The following is a 25,954-nucleotide window of genomic DNA, read 5'->3' on the forward strand; positions in this document are numbered from 1 at the left end:
GCGAGGTCATGGGCGCGGCCGTGTCCGTGGCCAGTGCGCCAGCACGTTGTGAACGGAACGATCGTCGACCAGTGGGATATACAGGTCGGACTGTTCGACGCCATCCAGCGTCATCGTGGCCGGCCCATCCGCGGTCTGCACCACTTCGATCATGTACAGGCTTTCGCCATGGCGGTATTGCAGGCGATAGCCCGGCCAGTGCGCCGGGATGCAGGGCTTCACGCGCAACCGGTCGCCGTTGCGCTGCAGGCCCAGCAGCGATTCGGTCAGCAGCCGGTACATCCAGCCCGCCGAGCCGGTGTACCAGGTCCAACCGCCACGCCCGACGTGCGGTTCGACACCGTAGACGTCGGCCGCCAGCACGTAGGGTTCGACCTTGTAGCGGCCGACGCTGTCGGCATCCTGGGTGTGGTTGATGGGATTGATCATCCGCGCCAGTTCCCACGCGCGTTCGTCGTCGCCCAACTGCGCGAACGCCATCGCCGCCCACACCGCAGCATGCGTGTACTGGCCGCCGTTCTCACGCACGCCGGGGACATAGCCGCGGATGTAGCCGGGGTCCTTGCCGGTCTTGTCGAACGGCGGGTCGAGCAGTTGGATCAGTCCGGCGTCGCGGCGCACCAGATAGCGATCCAGCGATGCCATCGCTTGCCGCGCCCGCTGCGGGTCCGCGGCGCCGGACAAGACCGACCAGCTTTGCGAGATCGAGTCGATCCTGCACTCGTCGCTCAGTTTCGACCCCAGCGGAGTGCCGTCGTCGAACCAGGCGCGCCGATACCATTGCCCATCCCAGGCGTGCGCATCCAAGCTTTCCTGCAGCAGTTGCGACGCATCGCCGCAATAGCGGACGAAATCGTCGTCGCCGCGCGCCTGCGCGATGCGCCGGAACCGTTGTAGCGCGGCGAACAGGAAGAAGCCCAACCAGACGCTTTCGCCTTTGCCGCCTTCGCCGACGCGGTTCATGCCGTCGTTCCAGTCGCCGGTACCGATCAGCGGCAGGCCGTGCTCGCCCAGCAGGCCGTAGCCGCGCTTGAGCGCACGCACGCAGTGGTCGTAGAACGACGAGCGCACTCCGGATGCCGTCGGCAGATCGTAATAGGATTCTTCGTCGGCACCGACCGGCCGTCCTTCGATGAAGCGAATCCGTTCGTCCAGCACGCTGGTGTCGCCGGTGACGTCCAGATAGCGGCAAGCGGCCAGCGGCAGCCACAGGTAGTCGTCGGAACAGCGCGTGCGCACGCCGCGCCCCTGCGGCGGGTGCCACCAGTGCAGCACATCGCCCTGCGGAAACTGATGGGCGGCGCTGAGCAGCAGATGCGCGCGGGTCAGCGCCGGCTTCGCATGCACCGTCGCCATCGTGTCCTGCAACTGGTCGCGGAAGCCGAACGCGCCGCCGGACTGGTAGTAGCCACTGCGGGCGACATACCTGCAGGCCAGCGTCTGGTACAGCAGCCAGCCATTGGCCAACACATCCATGGCCGGTTCCGGCGTGGCGACCCGCACCGCGCCCAATGTGTCCAGCCAATGCATGCGGACGGCGTCCAGCGTGTCGTACGCGATCGCCGGGCCTTGCGCCCGCATCGCCAGCGCGGTTGCGGCGGGACGGTCGGCGGCGGCGCCCAGGCGGAAGACGGTCTCGCGGTGTTCCCCCGTCGCCAGTTCGATCCCGACCTGGATCGCGGCGCAGGGATCCAGCCCGACACCGAGCTTTCCGGAAAGCCGCTCACGCTGCAGCGCCGCCGGTGCGGCCAGGCTGCCGTTGCGGCCGATGAATTCGGCGCGATCGGCGGTGAAGCTGCGACTCTGCGCATCGGTATCGAAGAATGCCACGCGCCCGTTGAACTCGGTGTTGTAGGGATTGCGTGCGGTCAGCGCGCCGCTGCTGCCGTCGATTTCGCTGACCACGTGCATCTGCGACTTGGCGCGGATATCTCCCAGCACCCATTCCACATAGCCGGTGGCGGACAGGCGCCGCGCGCGCCCGGACAGGTTGCGCAGCCTGAGCACCGAGAACTTGACCGCGTCCTCCAGCGCCACGTACACCCACAATTCGCTGGCGATGCCGTCCTCGATGTGCTCGTACACGCTGTAGCCGAAGCCATGGCGGGTGCGGTACGCGCCTTTGCCGGGGCAGGGCAATGGCATCGGCGACCAGACCCGGCCGGTTTCCTCGTCGCGCAGGTAGAACGCTTCGCCGCCGGTGTCGGAAACCGGATCGTTATGCCAGGGCGTCAGCCGGAATTCGTGCGCATTCTCGAACCAGGTATAGCCGGGCGAACTTTCGCTGACCACGGTGCCCAGGTGCGGGTTGGCCATCACGTTGGACCACGGTGCCGGCGTCGGCGCACCTTCGCGCAGCACGCACAGGTATTCGCGGCCATTGTCGGAGAACGCGCCGGTGCCATTGTCGAACAGGACCGCATCGGCGGCTGGCTCGAACGGCCACGGATCCTCGTCCTCGCCCAGCACCTGCTGCGGCGGCAGTCCCGGCACCGAGTCCGCATCCGGCGGCGGCGGTTGCGGTTGCTCCGGCGCGGCCGGTGCCCCGTCGGGAAACAGCAAGGCCACGCTGCGTTCGGGCGGCACATGATGGCCGACCTGCGTGGCCAGCGTGCCGTGCCGGTCGCTGACGATCACGCGCGCGATCGATTGCAGCAAAATCCGGTCTTCCTGCGAAATCTGCTGCGCCGGGCGCACGAAGATGCCGCCCGGGCGCTCGAGAACGTTGAATTCGGGGTCGGCCGAGACCAGGCCGAGGATCTGTTCCTGCAGCTGCTGCCGGTAGCTGGCCTGGCTCTCGTTCCAGATCACCAGATCGGCATGCAGGCCCTTGAGTCGCCAGTAGGCGTGCGCCTGCACCATCTGGCGCACCAGCTCGATATTGTCGGCATCGGCGACCTGCAGCAGCACGATCGGCAGGTCGCCGGAAATCGCATGTCCCCATAGCCCGGACTGGCCGCGGCGATTCTGCAGCAGGATTTCACTGTCCGCACGCAGGAACGGGTGCGCATAGATCATCAGCCCGGCCAACCTTTCGTAAAGCTGCGCATCGGCCTGCGAGGCGTTGATCTGACGCCTGACCACCTGGCTATGGGTCCAGGCCAGGTCGAACACGCGGTCGGCCAGATGGCGATCGCGATACTTGTCGACCAGCGACGCGCAGGCGTCGCGATCGCCGCCGACGCCGGTGACCATGTCGATGATCGCGGTCTGTTCCGGCGCCAATACGATCCGGCAGCGGATCGCCACGATCGGATCCAGCACCGAACCGGCCGAATCCGACAGCGGCTCGCGCCGGGCCAGCGCATCGGGTCGGTGCGGTGTGTTGCCGCGGCCGAGGAAGCGCGCGCGGTCGGTCTCGTAGGAGATTTCGCTGATGTCGGCATCATGCACGGCGACCAGGTGGAACATCCATGGCGGCGTTTCGCCGTGCGAACGCGCCCGCCGCGTGCACAGCAGCGCTTGTTTCTCGCGCACGATCTCGGTCTGCACGAACAGGTTGCTGAAAGCCGGGTGCATTTCGTCGGCGATGGCCGGCGCCAGCACGACTTCGGCATAGGTGGTGATTTCGATCACGCGTGGCTGGCGCGAACGGTTGCTCAATCGCAGCCGGCGCAGCTCGATGTCGTCCTCGGACGAGATTGCGACCTCCAGATGGGTCTCGTAGCCGCGCTTGCGGCCACGGAACTCGGCCTTGGCGTCGGAGAAGATCGCCTCGTACTGATCCACCGCCACGCAGGTCGGCTGATAGGCAGTGGACCAGAACTCGCCGCTTTCCACATCGCGCAGATAGCAGAAGTTTCCCCAGTGGTCGCAGGTACCGTCCTCGCGCCAGCGGGTGACGGCCATGTCGCGCAACCGGCTGTAGCCGCCGCCGGTATGGGTCAGCATGCCGTGGTAGCGGCCGTTGGACAGCATCTGCACGGCGGGCCGCGGGGCGTCAGGGCTGCAGAAGACGCGCAGCTGCATTTCGTTCTCGGAATCGGCCGGTGCGGCGCGCGCGATATCGGCTTCGTGCGGGTGGAACACGCCCGTGCGCGGAATGCGCTCCTGCAGCAGCAGCAGCGTGGCCTGGAATTCGGCATCGGCGACGAACCGCTTCTGCATCGGCTGGTCGCGCAACAGATAGTCCAGCGCCAGCAATCCCATGCCCTGGTGATGGGCCATGAACGAGTGCACGAGCGCATGGTCCTGTCCGGGCGGCACCCGCGACGGGGTGAAATCGATCGCCTCGTGCAGACCGTAGTGCCCACCGAAACCCATGTCCGTCATACGCTGAAGATTCGTGCAGGCTGCCTCCGGCGCCACCATCAGCGCCATCGTGCTGGCGTACGGCGCCACCACCAACTCCTGGCCAAGACCGCGCTTGAGCCCCAATCCGGGTACTCCGAACGCGCGATATTGATAGTTCGTCCGCGAATCGACGGTGTTGTAGCCGGATTCGGAGATTCCCCAGGGCACATCGCGTTGCGCCCCGTAGATGATCTGCGCCTCGACCACATGCCGCATCGTCTGATCCAGCAGCGTGTCGGGGTAGCTGGGCATCACCAGCTGGGGCATCAGGTACTCGAACATCGAGCCGCTCCACGACAGCAGCGTGGCGGCGCCATTGACTTCGGTCATCAGGCGGCCGAGCGCGAACCAGCTTTCCTGCGGAAGCTGTCCCTGCGCAATGGCGACGAAACTGCCGAGCCTGGCTTCGGATGCCAGCAGGTCGTAGTAGCTGGCATCGATCCGGCGTTCGTCGACGTTGTAGCCGATCGACAGCAGATGGCGGGCATGATCGTAGAGGAAGTCGTACTCCATCAGCGAGTACTGGCCGGCCTGGTGCGCCAGCCGTTCGAGCTGATGGATGCGTTCGCACGCACGCTGCTGCGCCGGCGCGCCCAGCGATCCTTTCGCCAGCTCGCGCAGGCTGGGGATGCCCTCCGCGCCCTCCGCGCCCGCTGCACCGGCAGGTTCGTTTTGCGCGCCCTGCGGCGGCGACAGCCAGGGTGCGAAGTGCAGCAGCTCCGCGTGCGCCGCCAGGCAGGCGTCGACCAGTATCGTCGGCCAGTGCGGCGCCGGCTCCTGTTCGGCCGCGTCGTCGGCGGCGGGCCACGCCGTGGCGATCGCTTGCGCTTGCGCCAACAGCCAGGCAAGCACGCTTTCGGCATCGGCCAGGGTAGCGGGCGGTTGCGCCAGGACGGCGTCGAGCCGGTGACGGAACACGACCAGCGCCTGTTCCAGTCCTTCATCGTCGCCGGTCGCGGCCCGACGGGTTTCCTCCAGTATGCCCAGGGTGTCGGACATTCCACAGAAGGTGCAAGGCGCCAGCACCGGTGCGTTCGCCAGCGCCAGCAATCCCTGGCGCAGGGTCAGCAGGTGTCCGGCCAGGTTGCCGCTGTCGACCGTCGAAACGTAGTGCGGGGGCAGCGGCTGCAGCGTCTCTGTGTCGTACCAATTGTAGAAATGCCCGCGATAGCGCGGCAACAGTTCCATCGTCGCCAATGTCAGGCGAGTGCGTTCGATGACGCCGCCGGTCTGCAGGTAGCCGAGGTCATGGGCGGCCAGGTTGGCCAGCAGCGAAAGCCCGATGTTGGTCGGTGACGTGCGGTGCGCAATCAGGAACGTCGGGTGCTTCTGGATATTGTCCGGTGGCAGCCAATGGTCTTCGGCGCGGAGATGGGTTTCGAAGAATGACCAGGTGCGGCGCGCCAACCGGCCCAGGAACGCCAGCTGCGCAGGCGACAGGTACGGGCGTCGCTGCCTGAGCGGGCGGCCCAGCCACGCCATCAGCGCCGGCGCCGACAACCAGAGCGCCAGGACCGGGGCAGCCACCCACAGCGCCAGCGGATTGGTCCACCACAGCAATGCGGCCACGGCGATGGCGAACAGCGGCGCAAAGGCCATGCTGCGCAGATCCGCACCGCTGCCGCTGCCGAGGTTGCGTTCCACTTCGCTGGACGGGTTCCATTGCAGCAGCCGGCGACGGCTGATTGCCATCCGCCATAGCGTGCGCGCAATCGCGCCCAGGCTGTAAAAGGCCTCGTAAGGCAGGCAGGCCAGATTGACCGCCGCGCGCCACGACTGACGCAAGACATCCTTGCCGACCTGCAGCCAATGGGCTTCCAGCGTCATGTCCAGGGGTTTGACCGCGGCGTCCCGCACCGCAGGCACCAGCACCGGAAGCAGCCACAGGCACAACAACCATAGCGTCCATGCCAACGGCTGCGGCAGCAGCGCCCAGCCCAGCACCAGCAGCGCCGCCGCGGCAGCGGGCACCAGGCTGCGACGCAGATTGTCGAGCAGCTTGCCGCGCGACAGCCACGACAACGTATTGCGTTCGTAGCCGCCGTGCATGCGCGGAGCCCATGGCAGCAGCCACGGTAACAGCTGCCAGTCGCCGCGTATCCAGCGATAGCGCCGCTTCACATCGATGGCATAGCGCGACGGATAATCCTCGAACAGGCGGACATCGCTGACCAGCCCGGCCCGCGCATAACAGCCCTCCAGCAGATCGTGGCTGAGAATACGGTTCTCCGGGAACCGGTCTTCCAGCGCATGCTCGAACGCATCCACGTCGTAGATGCCCTTGCCGACGAACGAGCCTTCGCCGAACAGATCCTGGTACACGTCCGACACTGTGCGCGTATACGGATCTATTCCCGGTTCGCTGCCGAACATGCGCGCGTAGCGCGAGATGGGGCTTCCGCCCATGCTGCTGCCGATGCTGGGCTGCAGGATGCCGTAGCCGCGGGTGACGCGCCGGCAGCGCGGGTCGAACCGCGCCTGGTTCAACGGATGCGCCAGCGTACCGATGAACTCGCGTGCCGCATCGCGCGGCAGGCGGGTGTCGGAGTCCAGCGTGATCACATAGCGCACATTGGCCAGTGGTTCGGTATTGCCGATCACGCGGATGAAATCGTCTTCAAGGCTTTTTCCGCGCAGCAGCCGGTTCAGCGCGGCCAGTTTCCCGCGCTTGCGCTCGTAGCCCATCCATGTGCGTTCGCTCCGGTTCCAGCGGCGCGCGCGATGGAACAGGAAGAAGCGGTCGCCGCTTTCCGGCGCATAGCGTGTGTTGAGGCGTTCGATCTGTTGCGCCGCGTGCGCAAGCAATGCCTCGTCGCCGGGAAGATGCTGCTGTCCGGCGTCCAGAAAGTCGGTCAGCAACGCAAAATGCAGATGCCGATCGCGATTGGCCAGGAAACGGATCTCCAGCCCATCGACCAATCCGTCCACCGCATCAAGGCTGCCCAGCATGCTGGGCACCGCCACCAGCGTTCGCGATTGCGCGGGTATGCCAGTGGAAAAATCCATCCGTGGCAATGGCCGCGGCGGGATCAACACGGTCACCATCCAGTTGACCAGGGAGATGCCGAGTTCGCTGAAAGCGAGCAGGGCCAGCACCGCCAGCAGCCACAGCACCGCCTGGTGAATCTGCGCCACCACTGCGCTGAAAAGCAGCGCGGTGGTGAACAGCGCGGCAATCAGCACGATGGGCGCCTGATACGCCGGCAACGGAATCCTGCGTGGAAGCAGCCATACCTGCCGGTTGGCGGAAGCCGCCACCGCTGCCTGGGTCTGCGCCAGGCCGTCATCGACCAGGTAGTAGCCCACATGCGTCTGGGGGTCGCCTGGTGCCGGATGCGCCTGTGCCATTCGCAGCGCGATGCATGACACTTCGATCTCGCTGGCGCCGCTGCGCCTTGCGAGCTTCTCCACCACATGCCGGTACGCATCGCGCGTGCTGAAGTCCATCGACGCGTAGGTACCGGCGGGGTCCTCGCGCAGGGTCTGGTCGACGACGCTCATCGTCTCGACGAAAACGCGCCAGTCCATGTTGGCCAGGAAGCGCAGGCTGCCGATGCTGTTGCTGATCGATACCTGGTCGGCGGCCTGCTGCTGGCCCTCGGCGTGCACCAGTTCCTCGATGCTGTGGCCACCGTCGGCCACCCATTGCTCGACCCAGATGGCCGCCATCGACAGCAGCGCTCCGCGGCCGTGCAGTCCTCGCGCCAGCTCGGCCACGAAGGCACCGGATAACGGCGGCTTCGAACGCGCCATGTCGGCAATCACCAGCACCACGTCCTTGGGACGATGGGCCGCGGTCTCGTTGAGCAGATCCGCCCAATCGGCTGCCAGCCGATGGGCGGTGCCGTCGCGCATTACCCGCACGGCGACCCGTCTCAGGTTCTCGATCAGGGCCAGTCGCAGCATGATCGGGATCGCCCACAGCTCGCCTAGCTTGAGCGGACTGAGCGACTGGTAGGCGACGACGAAGCGGCTGATGGTCTCGGCGTCGATACGACCATCGCCGTGAGCGATGACCTGGATCGACATGTCGTATACCCGCGGCAGATCCGCCGACGGGCCTTCGCTCAGCGACGGCAGCTGGCGGCTGTAGCCCTTGGGCAGATGCCGCCGCGCGGTACGGATCTGCTCTTCGACCAGGTAGTAGTTGTCCAGCAGCCATTCGCCGGCCGGGCTGATCCGCACCTCATCCTGCACCATGCGCGTCAGCATGGTGGCAGCATCGTCCAGCAGGCCCTCGTTCTCCTTCAGCCGCGCCAGCAGCATCTCCGGCCCCGGATGCGAACGCAGGCGGTGCGCGTGCGCCAACGCACGGCCATAGACTTTCATCTGTTCGGCGCTGAGCAACTGCGAACGCAGCGGCTCTTCCATCCGCGGGATCTTCTGGATCGCCGCACGTTGCCATCGCCACAAACGGCGGCGAAGTTGCAGCCAACGACTGAGAATCCTCCAAGCGTGCGACATCTTGGATCCTATGAGGGCAGGCGGCCGTGATCGCCAGGATCCTCAACCACCTGGGACGCCAATGTGAGTTCCGGCCGGATCGGCATGGGCGGCAACGATAACGGCGGCGACGGCACTACCGGCAGCATCCGGTCGACAGTGACAGCCATGGCGGTTTACTCCTGATGGTCGTCGGGTGAGGCACTCACGGACGAAAATTCATGTCGGTGTGAAGATCGACAGGACGAGACTACCGCTGTCATCGTCGACATCGTGCGACGAAGATGGCCGGTCAAAGGGTAGGAAGCTCTGCGCAGCCGCGGCCAGGCCGGAGTCCTGATTGGCGACTAGGAGCAGGCAGCAAAGTAAAACAGCGGAAGAGCAAAGGGGCGGAGCGCGGTTCTCCCGACCAGGGAATGCGCTCTGGCCCGCATTCGTTTAGAGATGGTGAAGTAAGCTCGTCCCTTGCCAGTGATAGGGAACGTGCGGATGGATGCTTTCCTTGCGGCGCTGCCGCGCATGCGGCTGCAGGCGCATGGCGTCACCGACCCATGCGATGACGCCGTGGCCGTCGTCCGCCGCCTGGGTGCGGTGCAGGCGCAGGACTATCGTGCATCGTTGTGGGCGGTCGGCTCGCGCACGCGCGCGGGTACCGAGGCGGATGTCGAACGGGCCATCGCCGATGCCCGCATCGTGCGCACCTGGCCGATGCGCGGCACCCTGCACCTGCTGGCGGCCGAGGACGTACGCTGGATGCAGCGATTGCTGGCGCCGCGCGCGATTGCCCGGGACGGGGCGCGTCACGAACGCGAATACGGACTGGACGCGCGCGAGTTGCGGCGTTGCCGCAGGGCGGTGGAGAACATCCTCGGCGATGGCCGGCCGATGCCGCGCCCGGCGTTGTACCGCGCGCTGGAAGCCGCGGGCATCGCGACCGCCGGCAGCCGGGGCCTGCATATCTGCGGACGCCTGGCCCACGACGGGCTGATCTGCGGTGGCCCGCGCGAAGGCGCGCAGCCGACCTTCGTGCTGTGCGACGCCTGGCTGCCGGACACGGCCGGGCCCGATGGCGATGAGGCATTGGGCCTGCTGGCGTCGCGCTACATCGCCGGTCACGGCCCGGCGACCGCGCATGACCTGGCGTGGTGGTCCGGCCTGCCGGTAAAGCAGGCACGGGCGGCGCTGGCGATGGTGTCCTCGCAACTGGACACCATCGACATCGGCGGCACGACCTACTGGCAGGCAAGGGATGCCGCTCCCGCCGCGCGTTCGCGCAGCGTCCACCTGCTGCCTGCGTTCGACGAGTACCTGCTCGGCTACAAGGACCGCACGCCGGTGCTGGAGCCGGCCCATCACCGGCGCGTGTTCACCATCAACGGCATCATTCATCCGTGCGTGCTGGTGGACGGGATGGTGGCCGGCCTGTGGCCGCGCAGCGCCGGGCAGGGCGGCGCGCCCATGACGCTGGGCCTGTTCCGGCCGTTATCGGATGCCGAGCGGCGCGGCGTACGGACGGCGGCAAAGCGTTACGCGAACTTCCTCGGCCGGACCGTCGACGTCATCGGGTAGGGCGTGAAGCCAATCCCCCCTGGCCAACATTTCGACCCGTGCCGCAAATGAGCGCGCCCGCCACGCAGGCTCCATAGCCGGCCGCTATGCTATTTACGACATCCACATCCAGGTGCACCACATGCCCGCCCTGCCGCGCAGCATCGCAGCCCTCGCCCTTGCTTCACTGACGCTGGCCACGACGCCGTCGCATCCGCAGACGCCTCCGCAAGAGCAGGCGTTGCGGGTGATGAGCTTCAACATCCGCCTGCCGGTCGAGTCCGACGGGGCGGACCGCTGGGAGCGGCGCAAGGCGCTGATCGCGCGCATGGTGCGCGCGCAGGATCCCGACGTCATCGGCGCGCAGGAGCTGCACAAGGCGCAGGCCGACGATCTCGTCCGCCGCCTGCCGCAGTACACGTGGTTCGGACGCGACCGGCGCGGCGGTCACGACGACGAGCACATGGGCGTGTTCTACCGCAGCGATCGCCTGCGCGTGGTCGAGTCGGGCGACTTCTGGCTCTCCGACACGCCCGAGGTGCCGGGCAGCATCAGCTGGGGCCATCCGCTTCCGCGCATGGCGACCTGGGTGGTGTTCGAGCGGCTGGCGGACGGGCGCCGCTTCCATCTCGTCAACACCCACCTGCCGTATCGCGGCGAGGACGAAGACGCGCGCGAACGCGGCGCGCGGCTGATCGCCTCGCGCCTGTCGATGCTGCCCGAGGGCATCCCGGTGATCGTCACCGGCGACTTCAACACCACGCCCGACCGCCGCGCGCACGCCCTGCTCACTGCGACGCTGCGCGACGCCTGGGACGCTGCGCCGCGACGCACGGGTCCGGCCGCGACCTTCCACGGCTTCACCGGCGAACCCGAGCGCCGCATCGACTGGATCCTGTACCGCGGCCTGCAGCCGCTGTGGGTGCGCACCGTCACCGAACACGAGCGGGGCCGCTATCCGTCGGATCATTTTCCGGTGGTGGCGGAGTTCGCGTTTCCGGCGCCGTAGGCAGTCAGCGGTCGGATCGCTACGCCCACCTGCTGTCGGGACCGGTGGACATCGATGCCGTCGCCGCGCGCGCCGGCGCGCACCTCGACCGAAACGCCAGTCTCGGCATTGGGGGCGCGCTTGCTGGCGCTGGAAGCCGAAACGGCTTTCGGTCCGTGGACCGTGAAAGCCCAGCGGCCGCGGTTGCCGCGGTCGCACCGAGGATCGCGATGAAGCGCCTGCGGGTGTGGTCGACCATGCTCACCAGTTCTGGTGCACGTACGGCTTGATGTCCTCGGCGTAGATCCGCGCGACGGCATCCATGGTGTCGGCGGGCAGCGGCGGTAGCGCGGCTGCGGCGATGTTGGCCAGGGCCTGCTGCGAACTGCGCGCGCCGGGGATCACCACGGTCACGGCTTCCGACATCAGAATCCAGCGCAGGGCGAGCTGCGCCATGGTCGCGCCGTCGGGCACCAGGAGGCGGAGCTTCTCCACCGCAGCCAGGCCGATTTCATAGGGCACGCCGGAAAAGGTCTCGCCGACGTCGAAGGCCTCGCCATGGCGATTGAACTGGCGGTGGTCGCTGCTTTCGAATTTCGTGTCGGGGCCGAACTTGCCGCTGAGCAGGCCGCTGGCCAGCGGTACCCGGGCGACGATCGCAACGTTCCTCGCCCGTGTTTGCCGGAAGAACAGTTCGGCCGGGCGCTGGCGGAACATGTTGTAGATCATCTGCACGCTGGCCACGCCCGGGTATTCGATCGCCTTGAGCGCTTCCTCGACGCGTTCGACGCTGACCCCGTAATGGCGGACCTTGCCTTGCTCCACCAGCCGCTCCATCCGCTCGAAGGCTTCCGGGCGGTAGTACAGATCGGTCGGCGGGCAATGCAGCTGCACCAGGTCGAGCGTGTCGACTTCGAGGTTGCGCAGGCTGCGGTCGATGAAGGCGGCCAGGTTCTCCGCGCTGTAACCCTCGACGGTCTGCTGCGGCAGGCGACGGCCGGCCTTGGTCGCCACGAACGGACGTTCGCCACCGCGTTCCTTCAGCACCCGCGCGATCAACTGCTCGGAATGGCCGTCGCCATAGACGTCGGCGGTGTCGATGAAATCCAGGCCGGCATCGAGCGCTGCGTGCAACGCGGCGATGGATGCGTCGTCGTCGACCTTGCCCCAGGCATCGCCGATGGCCCAGGCACCGAAGCCGATCTCGCCGACGGCGCGGCCGGTGCGGCCGAATGGTCTGGAGCGCATGCGTATGTCCTGTTCCCGGGAGTTGTCGAGAGCACGCCTCGCCAAGTACTTTCGATGCCGAGTCTATTGCGACCGCGCGCCAGGCGCAATTGACCGGAATGGGCTTTTTGTCACTGTCGCAGCCACCACCGCCCGCAACGCCTTCGCCAGCCGATCCACCTCGTCGACCAGGGTGAAGACCGCCGGCGTCGCACGCACGCAGGCGCCGCTGGCCAGCCCGGTGCGGTGCACGGTGAAGACACCGAACTCGTCCTGCAGCCGACGGGCGAGTGCCTGGTTGGCATCCACGCTCGTCTGGCCCTGCAGCCGGAACGAGGTGATCGCGCCATGCAGCGCCGGGTCTTCGGGCGTCAGGATTTCCAGTCCGGGAAGGTCGCGGGCTTGGTCCACCCAGCGGTCGCGCAGGTAGCGCACGCGCGCTTCCTTGTGGGCGGGCCCGATGCGCTGGTGCAGGTCCAGCGCCGTCGGCAGGGCCATGTAGGCGGCGAAGTTGGCGGTGCCGGTATGGACGCGCGCGTGGACGGAACCGTGAGGATCCGGCTCGCCCATGTAGGGGTCGATGTCCTCGATGCGCGGCTTGCGGATGTACAGGGCGCCGGTGCCGACCGGCGCGCCGATCCACTTGTGCAGGTTGATGCCCGCGAAGTCGGCGCCGAGCTCGGGCAGCTTGAAATCCAGCTGGCCCCACGAGTGCGCGGCATCGACGATGACGTCGACGTCGCTGGCACGCGCCATCTCGGTCAGCTCGCGCACCGGGAGTACGAGTCCGTTGCGATGGCTGACGTGGGTGAGCAGCATCATGCGCACGCGCGGATGGTCGCGCAGCGCCTTGGCGTAGGTGTCGAGGATCTGCTGGCGTCCCGGTCGTAAAGGCAGGTCGATCGAAACGACGTCGACGCCGCGCCGCCGGTGCAGCCAGCGCATCGCCGTGATCATGCTGTCGTAGTCGCTGTCGGCGTGCAGCACCGCGTCGCCCGGGCGCAGGCGGTTGTAGCCGCCGATGAGGGCCTGCAGCGCCTCCGTGGCGCCTCGGGTCAGGACGATTTCGTCGGCGCCGACGCCGAGCGCGGCCGCCAACGTCCCGGCGAGCTTGCGGTGGACCGCCGGATAGTCCTGCCGTGCGAAGTACGCATTGCCGTGGTTCACCTGCTGCAGCGCGTCCTGGTAGCGCGCCATGGTCGCGCGCGCCATCGACCCGAAGAAACCGTTGTCGAGCTGGGCGACATCGCGGGTGACGTCGTAAAGCCGCGCGACGCGACCCCAGTGGGCTTCGTCACGCGCCAGCCGCTCCGCCGGTCCCGCGGGCGTTGGAACTGCCAGGTCGTCGCCTGCGCGACCGGCCAGGGCAGCCGGCAGCGCCGCCGCCAGGGGCGCCAGTCCGGTGGCACGCAACAGCCGGCGCCGCGACGCCTGCATCAGAACGCCACCCGCAGCTGCGCGTAGACGTTGCGGCCGTCGGTGTCGTACGGCGCGTTGCGCGAGTAGATCAGGCCGCGGCTGGCCTGGAACGTCGCTTCGTCCGGATAGTCGTCGAGCACGTTGTCGGCACCCGCGCGCAGCGTCAGCGTGTCGTTGGCCCGCCAGCTCACGGCGAGGTCGAGGAAGGTCTCGGCACCGAAGCGCTGGAAGATGTCGCCCTCGGCATTGCCCGACGAATCCGTCCACGATCCGTAGTGGCGGACGCTGCCCAGCAGGCTCCAGTCGCCGTGCTCCCAGGTGTTGGTCCAGGTCGCCTTCCGGCGCGGGATGCGCCCCTCGAAGATCACCCGCTGGGTCTCGTTGCTCGCCACGCCGCTGTCGCCGCCGTCCACTTCGGTCTTGTTGTAGTTCCAGGCCAGGGTCGTGCCGAGGCGTCCGGCGCCGAGATCGCCCCGCCAGCTCGCGACGACGTCGATGCCCCGGGTGGTGGTGTCGAAGTCGTTGGTGAAGAAGCTGACCGATGTGTACTGGTTGGGGTTGGGGATGCCTTCGGGGATCTGGAAACTCTGCGAGGTCGAGAAGCGGTCGGTGACCTCGATGTCGTAGAGGTCGACCGAGCCCGAGAACCCGTTGCCGGATTGCCAGGCCAGGCCGGCCGTGACCGACCGCGATTCCTCCGGCGTCAACGGCTCGGCGCCGAGCATCTGCGCGATCGGGTCGCTGGGCGACAGCCGGCCGGAAGTGAAGACCTGCAGGGTGTTGGTATCCAGGCCCTGGGTGGTGCTGGTGGCGTACAGCTGGCCGGGGGTCGGGGCGCGGAAGCCGGTGGAGACCGAACCGCGAAGCGCAAGGTGGTCGTTGAACTCGAAACGGCTCGACAACTTGCCGTCGAGGGAATCGCCGAACTCGGAAAAATCTTCGTAGCGCGCGGCGGCGCCGACGTTCCAACGCTCGGTCAACGGCACTTCCACGTCGAGGTAGGCGGCGCTGGAGGTCTGGTCCCATTCGCCCGCCTGCTGCGCGCTGAAGCCGGGCGCACCGTTGGAATTGGGCGCCAGTCCCGCCACGGCGCCGGGGCCGACGGCGTAGGACTCCGGGTCTCCCGAAGTGATGCCGTAGGTCTCGGTGCGGTGTTCGGCGCCGAATGCGATGTTGACCGGCAGCGGCAGCGGATCGACCGACCACGCATAGACGAAGTCTGCGTTGAAGTTGAGCTCGTCCTGCGACAGTCGCCCCAGCCAGAATCCGGTCGGGCTTTCCGGGCCGAGCGATGCGTTGATCGAATTGTCGAGGAAGAAGTCGATGTCGTTGCTGCCGTAGGATGCGCTGACATCCCAGGTGAAGTCCGGATTGAACTCGCCGCTCAGGCCGACGACGGTCTGCAGGTCCTCCTGTTCCATGCCGTAGCGCGGCGAGAATCCGACCGGATAGATCTCGGAGGCGTTCCAGCCCGGGAATACGTCGGTATCGCCGTAGACCGAGGCGGTGCCATCGGGATTGCGCCAGTTGAAATCGCTGACGCCCTCGCTCGTGCCGAGCAGGGCGTAGCCGTACAGGGCGATGGTCTGCGTCAGCGGGATACTGGCATCGAAGCCGCCGCGAACGCTCTCCAGGTCCGGCTGGCCCCAGCGCTGCACCGGATCGGGCACGTCCAGTTCCGGATGCGCCTGCTGGAAGGCGATCGCGTCCGGGCGTTGGCGCGTGCGCGAGGTGGCGTCGGATCTCGCCATCTCGGCGAACATCGACAGGTGGCCGTAGTCGCCCAGCGCAAAGCCGTGGCGGGCGCCGTACTGTTGCGCGAAACCGTCGCCTTCGGAGTACTCGGACAGCTGGGCGGTCAGCTCGGTGCCGATATCGTCGCTGAGGATGATGTTGATCACGCCGGCAATGGCGTCCGACCCGTACTGCGCGGATGCGCCGTCGCGCAGGACCTCGATGCGCTCGATCGCCGCGGTCGGGATCTGCGACAGGTCAGGCGCCTGCGCGCCGCGCGAGCCGAGCAGGGCGGTGCGATGGAAACGGCGGCCGTTGACCAGCACCAACGCGTGGTCCGGCGACAGCCCGCGCAACGAAGCCGGGCGTACGAACACCAGTCCATCGGCCATCGGCAAGCGCTGCACGACGAACGACGGCACCAGCTGCGCGAGCACGTCGTTGAGGTCCGCGCTTTCGACCGCCTGGATCTCTTCGGCACTGAACACGTCCACCGGCACCAGGGTGTCGAACTGCGTGCGGCTGGATCCCCGGGATCCGGTGACGACCATCGCGTCGAGCGAGGTCACGTCGTCGGCCGCCGCGGGCACGGTCTGGGCACGGACGGAATTCGGGGCGAACGGAAACAGGGCCAGCAGCATCGCTGCGGCCAGTGCGTTGTGCTTCATCGAGACTCCGGAGGTGGACTGCGCAAAAAAAAAGGACGCACGAGCCCGAGGAGAGCCTGTGCGTCCGTGCGCGGTCATGATCCGGTCCGGACATGTCAGCGATAAGACGACGGGGCAACCAGAGCCAGAGCAATTTCGTGTCGAGCGTTTACACATGTCGCAGGAATACCTCCCTCACCCCGTAAGCGGGAGAACGGATCCGTTAACACTTGCACCAAAGCTGCTCTAGCACCGCGGCCGTACGGCGGTGGCGCCGCGTGTGCGGTCGATCGGGCGCGCGGCATGCGCGCCGACTATCCGACTGGCCGCAACTGCATGTCGGCGCGGTCGAGGGTGAAGCGCTGCGTGCGCGCCCGCGTCCGCAGCGCTTCCGGCGTGTCGTAAAGGCGGGTGCGGCAGACGTCGTCGGGCAGTTCGTGGAAGGTCGCTTCCACCTGGGCGCCGTCGATCGACAGCACGCCGACGCCGTGACGTTCGGTCTGTACGTAGCGCAACGGGGCGAAGCCGTCGGCGAACAGCTGCTCCAGCATCGCGACCATGCGCCTTCCGGCCTCGGCCTGTTCGCCGTCGCCTTCGCTGCTGCGCGCGAGGATGCCCTTGAGTGTCTCCGAGGACACCGCCGGTGCGGTGAACTCGACCGTGCCCGCGCTGTGCTGGGTGGCGAAGCCGGCATGGATGTCGCCCGAAAGTAGGATCACCCCGCCGGTCGGGTCGAACAGCTCCGCCATCAGTCGCTCGCGTTCGACCGGGAAGCCATCCCAGTGGTCGACATTGAGATAGAAGCGGCGCCGCATCGGTTCGGGCGCGGCGATCTCCGGCCGCGCCAGGTCCAGCACCAGCGAGGTGAAGGACACCGAGCTGGCCACGACCTTGAAGCGCGCGTCGCTGCCGCGCAGGCGTTCGCCCAGCCAGGCGCGCTGCGTCGCGCCGTAGGCGCTGGGCGTGTCGTCGAGCGCGCGCAGTGCGGCGAACAGATCGTAGCTGTCCTTCACCACCAGGTAGCGCGCGCCGAGCGAACTGAACAACTGCGTCTTGCCCAGCGCCAGCCAGGGCAGGCCGCGGTCCAGGTCCCCGGCCGGCGGCGGCGCGACCTGCGCCTCCGCCGGTGCGCCGGCGTTGTAGGCGGTCAGGAACTGCGCCAGTACCGGCAGAGCGATCAGGCCTGCGGTCGCGGCCGCTGTGCGCTGCTCGGCCGCGGCCGGCGCCTGTCCGGCGTCGCGGTAGGCCTGGGCGACGGCGAGGCGCGCGGCTTCCCGCAGTTTGTGATGTTCCGGCGCGGCCAGATCGACATAGGGCAGCAGCGACGGCGCCAGCGTAGCGTAGTCCATGCCGAGCTTCGGCAGGCGCGCCTCCAGCGCAGCGCGGTCGTAGACCACGGCGCCCGGGAAGGCATCCTCGGGGATGGGGTGGTCCGGACGCGCGCTGCGGTAGTCGGTCAGCACCAGGTCCAGCGCGCGGCCGAAGCGCAGGCCGCGCCACAGCTGCACGTTGGGGAACAGCCGCCCGCGCTCGACCGGCAGCGGCGCTTCGCCGAAGTCCAGGTCGACCGGCATGTATTCGAAGTACGCCTGCTCGGCGTTGCGGCGGCGCTCGCGGTCGCGCTCGTCCGCATTGCCGTCGCGGTAGGTGCCCACGTCCTGCCAGCAGTCGTCGGAGAACTCGTGGTCGTCCCAGATCGCGACCAGCGGCGCGCGTTCGAGCAGCGCCTGCAGCGCCTCGTCGCCGCGGAAGGTGCGATGCAGCTGGCGGTAGTTGGACAGGCTGCGCGCGGCCTGGAAGCCCGCCTTGGCGTCGCCCAGCTCGATGGCGCCGGTACGGTCCTCGAACGCGATGCCGCGCTCGCCGCCGCGGCTTTGGAATTGCGGATCGCCCACGGTCTCGTAGATGAAGTCGCCCAGGTGCAGGACGAAGTCAAGCTCCTGATCCAGCAGCGGCAGCAGGCTGTTGTACCAGCGCCCGCCGTAGTCCTGGCAGCTGAGAAACGCGAACCGCAGCGGCACGTCCGCATCCGCGGCCGGTGCGGTGCGGGTACGCCCATGCGGCGATGACACGAAGCCGGACTCGTCGTCGGCGATGAGGAAGCGATAGTGATAGGCGCGCGCCGCTTCCAGCCCTTCGACGCGCAGCTTGATGCAGCCGTCGCTATCGTCCGGAACCACGATCTCGCGGTCGAGCCTGAGTGCGGTGAACGCCGGATCGTCGGCCACCTGTACGCGCAACGCACGCGGCAGGCGTTCGGCCGCCACACGTGTCCACAGCAGCACGCGGTCCGGGCGCGGATCGCCGGAGGCGACCGATTGCGGAAAATGCACACGCGAGATGCGCACCGCGTCGGCGGCCATCGCCGCGAGCACGCGCCCGGCGGGCGCGACGGCGGCCGCAGCGGCGGTCACCGCGACGACCTTGAGGAAGCGGCGGCGATTCAAGTTGTGCACGGGGAGTTTCACGTTGCCGGAAAGCGCGCATTTGTACGACGTGCAGATGACCGCGCGTTGACACGCTCGACGCCGGGCCACCGAGTCACTGCGACGACGCGCCCATGTCATGCCGCTGCAATGAGCGCTGCCGACGCTACCGGGCTTTGGTTCGTCCTCGCCCGTCCGGGCATCACGTCAGGGGAAAATACGCATGCCGCACCGCCGTCATCCGCTCGCGCTCGCTTTGCATCTCGGCCTGTCGGCCGCGGTGCTGCCGTGCGCCGTCGCCGCGCAGACCGCAACGGGCGCCGACGCGTCGGGAGAGATCGCCTACCTGGACACGATGGTGGTCACCGCGCAGAAGCGCGAACAGCAGGTGAGCGAGGTGCCGATCGCGATCAGCGCGTATTCCGGCCAGTTCCTGCAGGACTACAACGTCCGGGAGTTCTCCGACATCGGCCACCTGGTGCCGGGGCTGGTGGTGCAGGAGCAGAGCCCGAACAATCCCGGCTTCGTGATCCGCGGCATCACCTCCGACAGCGGCGAGGCGAACGTGGAGCCGCGCGTGTCGGTGTTCCAGGACGGCGTGTCGATCTCCAAGTCGCGCGGCTCGATCGTGCAGCCGTTCGACCTGGAGCGGGTGGAGGTGCTGCGCGGCCCGCAGGGCACGCTGTTCGGCCGCGGCGCGCAGATCGGCGCGGTGCACCTGATCCAGAACAAGGCGTTCAACGGCACCGAGGCCGGTTTCACCGTCGGCGCCGGCAACGAATCCTCCACCCTGCTCACCGGCTACGCGAATACGCCGCTGGTGGAAGACAAGCTGTACGGCCGCGTCGCCGTGTATCACGAAAAACGCGACGGCTTCGTCGACAACCTGTCGGGCGGCGATCTCAACGGCAAGGACACCCAGGCCATTCGCGCCAGCTTTCGCCTCGACCTGCGCGAGACCGACACCCTGGACCTGATCCTCAACTGGCAGAAGGACACGCCGCCCGGCACCGCCTTCCGCAGCGGTTCGATCCCGACCCGCACCGGCAGCCTGGACGTGCTCGACCGCACCGCCGACCTCAATCGCGGCGAAGCGCTCGGCCTGGACCGCACAGTGCGCGGCGCGACCCTGCTCGGCAATTTCATGTTGAGCTCGGCGTGGTCACTGGCCACCATCACCGGCTGGCGCGACTTCGACTCCGCCGAGGAATTCGACGCCGACGGCGCCCAGATCTACGCGCTGGAGTTCGCCGAGATCGCCAGGGGCCGCCAGCTCAGCCAGGAATTACGCTTCAACTACGACGGGGGCGGCCGCTTCACCGGCTTCGCCGGCGCGTCCTGGTTCCACGAGAACGGCAGCCAGCGCGTGCCGTTCCGCACCGACGAACGCAGCTTCATCACCCTGCCGGCGGTCGGCCTGGGGATCCCGCCGCTGTTGCCCGACGGCACCCCGAACACCATGGTCGACATGCTGCCGATCGCGCCCGGCGTGGTGGTGCCGCTCAAGCCGTTCCACGAGGAGCAGTACGCGAACTTCGGCGAGACCGACGCCTGGGAGATCTTCGCCGACGGCACCTTCGCCGCCACCGATCGCCTGAACCTGACCCTGGGCCTGCGCGGCACCTACGAGGACGTGACCGCGGGCTACCGGGCCGACTACTTCGGCGTGCCGAGCTTCCTCGGCCTGGCCGGCCTGGGCGGCAGCCCCGATCCGACCAGCCCCACCAACATCCTGTTCGCGCCGACCGACGGCCGCCTGTCGCGCAGCGAATCGTTCACCAGCCTGGTCGGGCGCGCCGTGGCCGACTATCGCTTCGACGACGACCACAACGGCTACGTCTCGGTCTCGCGCGGACGCCGGCCCAACGTGATCAACGTGGACGCGTTCTCGTCGGAAGTGATCGACGACGAGGTCGTGTGGAGCTACGAGCTCGGCCTGAAAGGCGCTTTCGCGGGCGCGCACCTGCTCTACGACCTGGCCGTGTTCCATTACGACTACTCGAACTTCCAGACCGCGGTGCAGGACGACGACACCTTGCTCTTCGTGCCCGCCAACGGCGGCAACGCCACCGCCAACGGCGCCGAACTGTCGCTGCTCTGGCGCGCCGACCGCAACCTGTCTGCGTTCTTCAACTACGGCTACGTCGACGCGACCTTCGACGACACCGACGACGACGGCAATCCGCAGGAACTGGCCGGCAACCGCTTCCGGCTCACCTCCGAGCACAGCGCCTCGGCCGGGCTGGATGCCGGCTTCGAACTCGACAACGGCGCGCGGCTCTACCTGCGCCCGAGCTGGAACTGGCGTTCGCAGGCGTATTTCGAGGACGACAACACCCCGGGCATCGAGCAGGCCGGCTATGCGCTGTACAACCTGCGTGCCGGCGTACAGTTCGGCGACGGCCGCTGGGATCTGAGCGTGTACGGCAGCAACCTCGCCGACAAGGACTACCTGATCGACGCCGGCAACACCGGCCGCCTGTTCGGCACGCCCACCTTCATCCAAGGCACGCCGCGCACGTACGGCGTGACCCTGAGCGGACGCTTCTGATTCCTTCGGGACAAGTCCTGAGCGAGTTCAGTTTGCGTCCGGAAAGGCCAGCTTTTTTACAGTCCGCTTACCCGGTTTTCACAGCCGCCTTCGTGCTTCCCGACTCGAATGCATCCGTTCGGATCAACATCGGGAGAGGGACAATGAAAAAGTATTCCATCGCCGTTGCCTTGGCGCTTCTGTTGCCCGTCGGCTCGGCCATGGCCGCCGTGGTGCATGTCAGCGGTCACGGCCAGAGCCATGACTCCGGCATAGCACTGAAGGATGCCCGTGCCGATGCTATCGCCCAATGCACGGCGCAAGGAGGGACGCCTCTGGAAGAGGTGTACAACCACCTGACCAGAGCCAACCTCTGGCTTGCATCCTCGATCTGGGAATGCGAAGTGCCCTAGAGGGCTAAATTCGGCCTTCTTAGTCAGATCAGTAGCGCGCTCGCCGCGCGCCCTCAGCTCGTCGATGATCGGCTGGTTGCTATCGTGGTGCGCCCATTCGAGCGGGGTCTCGCGACCGCGCTAGGTAGCGTTGGTCGCGGGACCATGGTCGAGAACGCGACCCGCAGCAGCCAGAAAACGAGCAGGCCGACCACCAGGATTTCCGGCACCTGCAGCAGGAACGAGCCCTGCAGGGCCTCGGGAAGGTGCTGAAGGATCCGGGATCGGTCTTTCAGGCCGCCGCGCGCGAGCGCCCAGGCGTCGCTCGCGGCGCCGAAGGCGGCGATGCCGGAGAAGATGAAGTAGATTGCCGCCGGAACGGATCCGCGGACCCGGGGCGCAATTCGTGCATTCGCACTGAATCCGACCGGGACGTGACTTCCGGGGTTGTCGCGACCCGTTCCGGGCCGGCACCATCGGATCCGGTTTCTTTCGCCGACGGCTTCCGCATGTCGGCTGTTGCCCCCGTTCCGCCTTCGAGGACACGTCATGCGCCGAATGCTCGCCGCCGCCATCGCCCTGGCTCTTGCCGGCACTTCCACGATTTCCATGGCGCAGAGCCCCGTGGATGCTCCCGTGGCCGAAGTCACCACGCAGCTGCCGCGCAATGTGCGCCCGACGCACTACGAAGTGGCCGTGATTCCGGATGCGGAGTCGCTGCGCTTCGACGGCAAGGTGGCGATCGCCCTGGAGGTGCTCGAACCGACGCCGAGCATCACGCTCAACGCGGTCGACATGACGTTCGCGAACGTGCAGCTCGCGCCGGCGGCGGGCAAGGGCGGATTCGACGCGCCGCAGGTCGCGGTGGATGCCGAGGCGCAGACCGCGACGTTCACCTTCGCGCAGCCGCTGCCGGTGGGTGCGTACACGCTGTCGATGGACTACACCGGCAGGATCGGCACGCAGGCCAACGGCCTGTTCGCGATCGACTACGACACCGCGGCGGGCCAGCGGCGCGCGCTGTACACGCAGTTCGAGAATTCCGATGCGCGCAAGTTCGTGCCGTCGTGGGACGAGCCCAACCACAAGGCGACCTTCACCCTGACCGCGACGGTGCCCGCGACGCAGATGGCGGTGAGCAACATGCCGGTCGCCGAGACCACCGACCTGGGCGACGGCAGCAAGCGGGTGCGCTTCGCGCCATCGCCGAAGATGTCGACCTACCTGCTGTTCTTCGCGCTGGGCGACTTCGAGCGCGCGACGACGCAGGTGGGTGGCACCGAGGTGGGCGTCATCACCCAGAAGGGCAAGCTGTCGCAGGCGGCGTTCGCGCTGGCGTCGTCGAAGGACGTGCTGCGCGAGTACGACGACTATTTCGGCACGCCGTATCCCTTGCCCAAGCTCGACAACATCGCCTCGCCGGGGCGTAGCCAGTTCTTCGGCGCGATGGAGAACTGGGGCGCGATCTTCACCTTCGAGTACGCGATCCTGCTGGACCCGACGATCTCGACGCAGTCGGACAAGCAGCGCGCGTACTCGATCGCCGCGCACGAGATCGCGCACCAGTGGTTCGGCAACCTGGTCACGATGCAGTGGTGGGACGACCTGTGGCTCAACGAGGGCTTTGCGACCTGGATGGCTGGGCGCACCACGCAGAAGCTGCATCCGGAGTGGAACACCGGGTTGGGGGTCGTGGGCAGCCGCGATTACGCGATGTCGCGCGATGCGGTGGCCAGCACGCATCCGGTGGTGCAGCACGTGGAAACGGTGGAGCAGGCCAGCCAGGCCTTCGACGCCATCACCTATTCGAAGGGTGCGGCCGTCATCCGCATGCTCGAAGGCTACGTCGGGCCCGATGCCTGGCGCACCGGCGTGCGCAACTACATCGAGGCGCACGCCTACGGCAACACGGCCTCCGACGACCTGTGGCGCGAGATCCAGGCGGCCGCCGGCAAGCCCGTCCTCGACATCGCCCACGACTTCACCCTGCAGCCGGGCGTGCCGTTGATCCGCGTCGAGCGGGCCAGCTGCGCGAACGGCACCACCACACTGGCGCTCGAGCAGGGCGAATACACCAAGGACCGCCCGGACAAGCAGCCGCTGACGTGGCGCGTGCCGGTGATCGCGTCGGTGGCCGGCAGCGGCAAGGAGGCGCGAGCGATCGTCAGCGGCGGCAGCGGCACGCTGGACGTGCCGGGCTGCGGCACGGTCGTGGTCAATGCCGGGCAGAGCGGTTACTACCGCACGCTGTATGCGCCGGCGCAGTTCGCCCTCGTCCGCGATGCGTTCGCGAAGCTGGAGACGATCGACCAGCTCGGCGTGATGCGCGATGCCTGGGCGCTTGGCCTGGCCGGGCAGCAACCGGCATCGGATTACCTGGACCTGGTCCGGGCCACGCCGGCCGATGCCGACCCGCAGGTCTGGGGCGACATCGCCCAGCACTTCGACAGCCTCCACGACTACTACGAGGGCGATGCGGAGCGGCAGAAGGCGTTCAGCGCGTTCGCCATCGCACGGCTGGCGCCGGTGTTCGCGCGCGTCGGCTGGGAGCCGCGCGCCGGCGAAGGCGATCCGGTCGCGATCCTGCGCAGCGACCTGATCGCCACGCTGGGCGAACTGGGCGATCCGGCGGTGATCGCCGAGGCGCGGCGCCGCCATGCAGCGCAGGACAGCGATCCGAATGCGGTGCCGGCGGCGTTGCGCAAGACGGTCCTGACGATCGTCGCGCGCCATGCCGACGCCGCCACCTGGGACCGGCTGCATGCGGCCGCGAAGGCCGAGAAGACACCGCTGGTGAAGGATCAGCTGTACCTGCTGCTGTCCGCCCCCCGCGACGAGGCATTGGCGAAGCGGGCGCTGGAGCTGGCGCTCACCGACGAACCGGGTGCGACCAACAGCGCCGCCATGATCTCCGCCGTGGCGAACGAGCATCCGGAACTCGGCTTCGATTTCGCCGTCGCCCATCGCGAGCAGGTGGATACGAAGGTCGACGCGACCTCGCGCAGCCGCTGGTATCCGGGCCTGGGCGCCAACTCGCTGGATCCGGCGACGGTGGCGAAGATCAAGGCGTTCGCGCAGGCGCACATCGCGGAGGGTTCGCGGCGCGGGGCCGATACGGTGATCGCCAACATCGAGTACCGGGTGAAGGTGCGCAATGAGCGGTTGCCGGAGATCGATGCGTGGCTGCGGAAGAACGGGAGTTGAGGGCAGGACGGCATGGCGAAGCACAGTCGCGATCAAGGGCGTATCAAGCGGCGGTTCGAGCGCCTGGCGAAAGCGGCCCGGCCCCGGACATGCGGTTGCCGGAGGTGCGGACGTAATGATGTGCACGGGGATGCACGGCAGCGTTCCCGAGCCGGTCGTCCGCATCGGTGAATTGTTCTGGGCGGCGGCATTTGGAAAGTCCACTCCGGCCCCGGTTTTCCCGCCCCCCGGTTTTCTGCGCCCGCCCGCCGTTCGTCGGCAACCTCACGCCGCTCCTGGCCGCTCGCTCGCGCCCTCGGCGTTGGTCAGGATGACGCAGGGACGACTGCGCTCGTCGAGGCGGAGGAGGGAGCCATACTCGACCGTCGTCATGCGGCGTTCGCCGCTGTCTTCGGCATGTGTCGAGGGCTGTGACCCCGAGGGCGTTGTGGCTATCCGAATTCGCGGCCATTTCCAGGACATCGAGATCAAGGCGTGGCACGAGCTGCGAGCGGGCGATACGGCCCGGCCCTGCCCGGACGTGCGCGTCGCCATCGGCTTTCTGAGAGACTTTGCGCGCGACCCTTTGTCGATGGCCGCACTGCGCGAGTTCGCCAGCCGGAGACTCCATGTCTCATCCCTCTACCGATGGAGCGACCACGAGATCCTTGAGCGGATCGCCGGTCACCTGTCGGCCGGCCAGTTCCGCCTGGTGCCGCGCGACCGCTTCTCCACGCCATTCGACGCCGGCGATTTCCGTGAGCTCGAAGATCGGCCACCGACCGGGCGGGTGATCTCCCCGCACGCTCCCGATGGTGGCATTCGCCGTCCCCGTCCGCTCGACGAAGTGCGGGCGCATGCCCCTCTCGCGCCGGAGACGGCACCCCCTCCCATCGTTCGCCCATGGATCACGTTTACGGTGATCGACGACGAGACGGGAGCGCCTGCAGCGAGCGTAGAGCTCCGTCTCAAGAAGCCTGATGGCACCGTCGGCACCTACACCACCGACACCGCCGGCACCGTCCACCTCACCGATCTGCCCACCGGCACGTGCGACCTCGAGGAGGTGCTGGACGGTCAGGCGTTCGAGATCGTCGGAATCGAGATATCAAGGTCGTAAGGCA

The 25,954-nt window shown here is 67.7% G+C and carries 12 protein-coding genes; 6 read left to right on the forward strand and 6 right to left on the reverse strand.

Annotation, left to right across the window (positions count from 1 at the left end; translation table 11 throughout):
- Positions 1 to 6: 6 nt before the first annotated feature.
- Entirely contained in the window at positions 7 to 8,664 is an 8,658-nt protein-coding gene (locus tag AB5T46_RS13190; RefSeq protein ID WP_370564450.1) for a GH36-type glycosyl hydrolase domain-containing protein, read from the reverse strand.
- A gap of 561 nt (positions 8,665 to 9,225) precedes the next feature.
- Here AB5T46_RS13190 and AB5T46_RS13195 point away from each other — a divergent pair.
- Together AB5T46_RS13195 and AB5T46_RS13200 are read left to right on the forward strand one after the other, a co-directional pair.
- Complete coding sequence (locus tag AB5T46_RS13195; protein WP_370564451.1) at positions 9,226 to 10,305, forward strand: winged helix DNA-binding domain-containing protein; 1,080 nt, start codon at positions 9,226 to 9,228, stop codon at positions 10,303 to 10,305.
- Positions 10,306 to 10,435: 130 nt separating this feature from the next.
- On the forward strand, positions 10,436 to 11,293 hold the full coding sequence (locus AB5T46_RS13200; RefSeq protein WP_370564536.1) for an endonuclease/exonuclease/phosphatase family protein: 858 nt from the start codon (positions 10,436 to 10,438) through the stop codon (positions 11,291 to 11,293).
- Between the two features lie 240 nt (positions 11,294 to 11,533).
- Here the strand turns inward: AB5T46_RS13200 and AB5T46_RS13205 are convergent, their stop codons facing one another.
- The 4 genes from AB5T46_RS13205 to AB5T46_RS13220 form a co-directional block, all read right to left on the reverse strand.
- A complete protein-coding gene (locus tag AB5T46_RS13205; protein ID WP_370564452.1) occupies positions 11,534 to 12,520 on the reverse strand; it encodes an aldo/keto reductase in 987 nt (328 codons plus the stop codon).
- Positions 12,521 to 12,583: 63 nt separating this feature from the next.
- The gene (locus AB5T46_RS13210; RefSeq protein ID WP_370564453.1) at positions 12,584 to 13,936 is read right to left on the reverse strand and encodes an aminotransferase class V-fold PLP-dependent enzyme; all 1,353 of its coding nucleotides are present in this window, start codon (positions 13,934 to 13,936) and stop codon (positions 12,584 to 12,586) included.
- Entirely contained in the window at positions 13,936 to 16,320 is a 2,385-nt protein-coding gene (locus tag AB5T46_RS13215; protein ID WP_370564454.1) for a TonB-dependent receptor plug domain-containing protein, read from the reverse strand. The genes AB5T46_RS13210 and AB5T46_RS13215 overlap by 1 nt, the downstream gene beginning before the upstream one ends.
- Positions 16,321 to 16,613: 293 nt before the next feature.
- Positions 16,614 to 18,755: an alkaline phosphatase D family protein gene (locus AB5T46_RS13220; protein ID WP_370564455.1), complete on the reverse strand. Its 2,142-nt coding sequence runs from the start codon at positions 18,753 to 18,755 to the stop codon at positions 16,614 to 16,616.
- A 193-nt stretch (positions 18,756 to 18,948) separates the two neighbouring features.
- On the opposite strand from AB5T46_RS13220, the gene AB5T46_RS13225 reads away from it, so the two are divergent.
- A complete protein-coding gene (locus AB5T46_RS13225; protein ID WP_370564456.1) occupies positions 18,949 to 21,276 on the forward strand; it encodes a TonB-dependent receptor in 2,328 nt (775 codons plus the stop codon).
- Between the two features lie 143 nt (positions 21,277 to 21,419).
- On the forward strand, positions 21,420 to 21,668 hold the full coding sequence (locus AB5T46_RS13230) for a hypothetical protein (RefSeq protein WP_370564457.1): 249 nt from the start codon (positions 21,420 to 21,422) through the stop codon (positions 21,666 to 21,668).
- A 53-nt stretch (positions 21,669 to 21,721) separates the two neighbouring features.
- Here AB5T46_RS13230 and AB5T46_RS13235 read toward each other — a convergent pair whose 3' ends face one another.
- The gene (locus AB5T46_RS13235; protein WP_370564537.1) at positions 21,722 to 22,258 is read right to left on the reverse strand and encodes a hypothetical protein; all 537 of its coding nucleotides are present in this window, start codon (positions 22,256 to 22,258) and stop codon (positions 21,722 to 21,724) included.
- Between AB5T46_RS13235 and AB5T46_RS13240 the strand changes: the two genes are divergently transcribed.
- Together AB5T46_RS13240 and AB5T46_RS13245 are read left to right on the forward strand one after the other, a co-directional pair.
- Positions 22,197 to 24,851: a M1 family metallopeptidase gene (locus tag AB5T46_RS13240; RefSeq protein ID WP_370564458.1), complete on the forward strand. Its 2,655-nt coding sequence runs from the start codon at positions 22,197 to 22,199 to the stop codon at positions 24,849 to 24,851. The genes AB5T46_RS13235 and AB5T46_RS13240 overlap by 62 nt on opposite strands.
- A 370-nt stretch (positions 24,852 to 25,221) precedes the next feature.
- Positions 25,222 to 25,950, forward strand: coding sequence for an MSCRAMM family protein (locus tag AB5T46_RS13245; RefSeq protein ID WP_370564459.1), 729 nt, complete (start codon positions 25,222 to 25,224; stop codon positions 25,948 to 25,950).
- Positions 25,951 to 25,954 lie beyond the last annotated feature (4 nt).

It is taken from the genome of Luteimonas salinilitoris (assembly GCF_041300785.1).
Classification (GTDB): Bacteria; Pseudomonadota; Gammaproteobacteria; order Xanthomonadales; family Xanthomonadaceae; genus Luteimonas; species Luteimonas salinilitoris.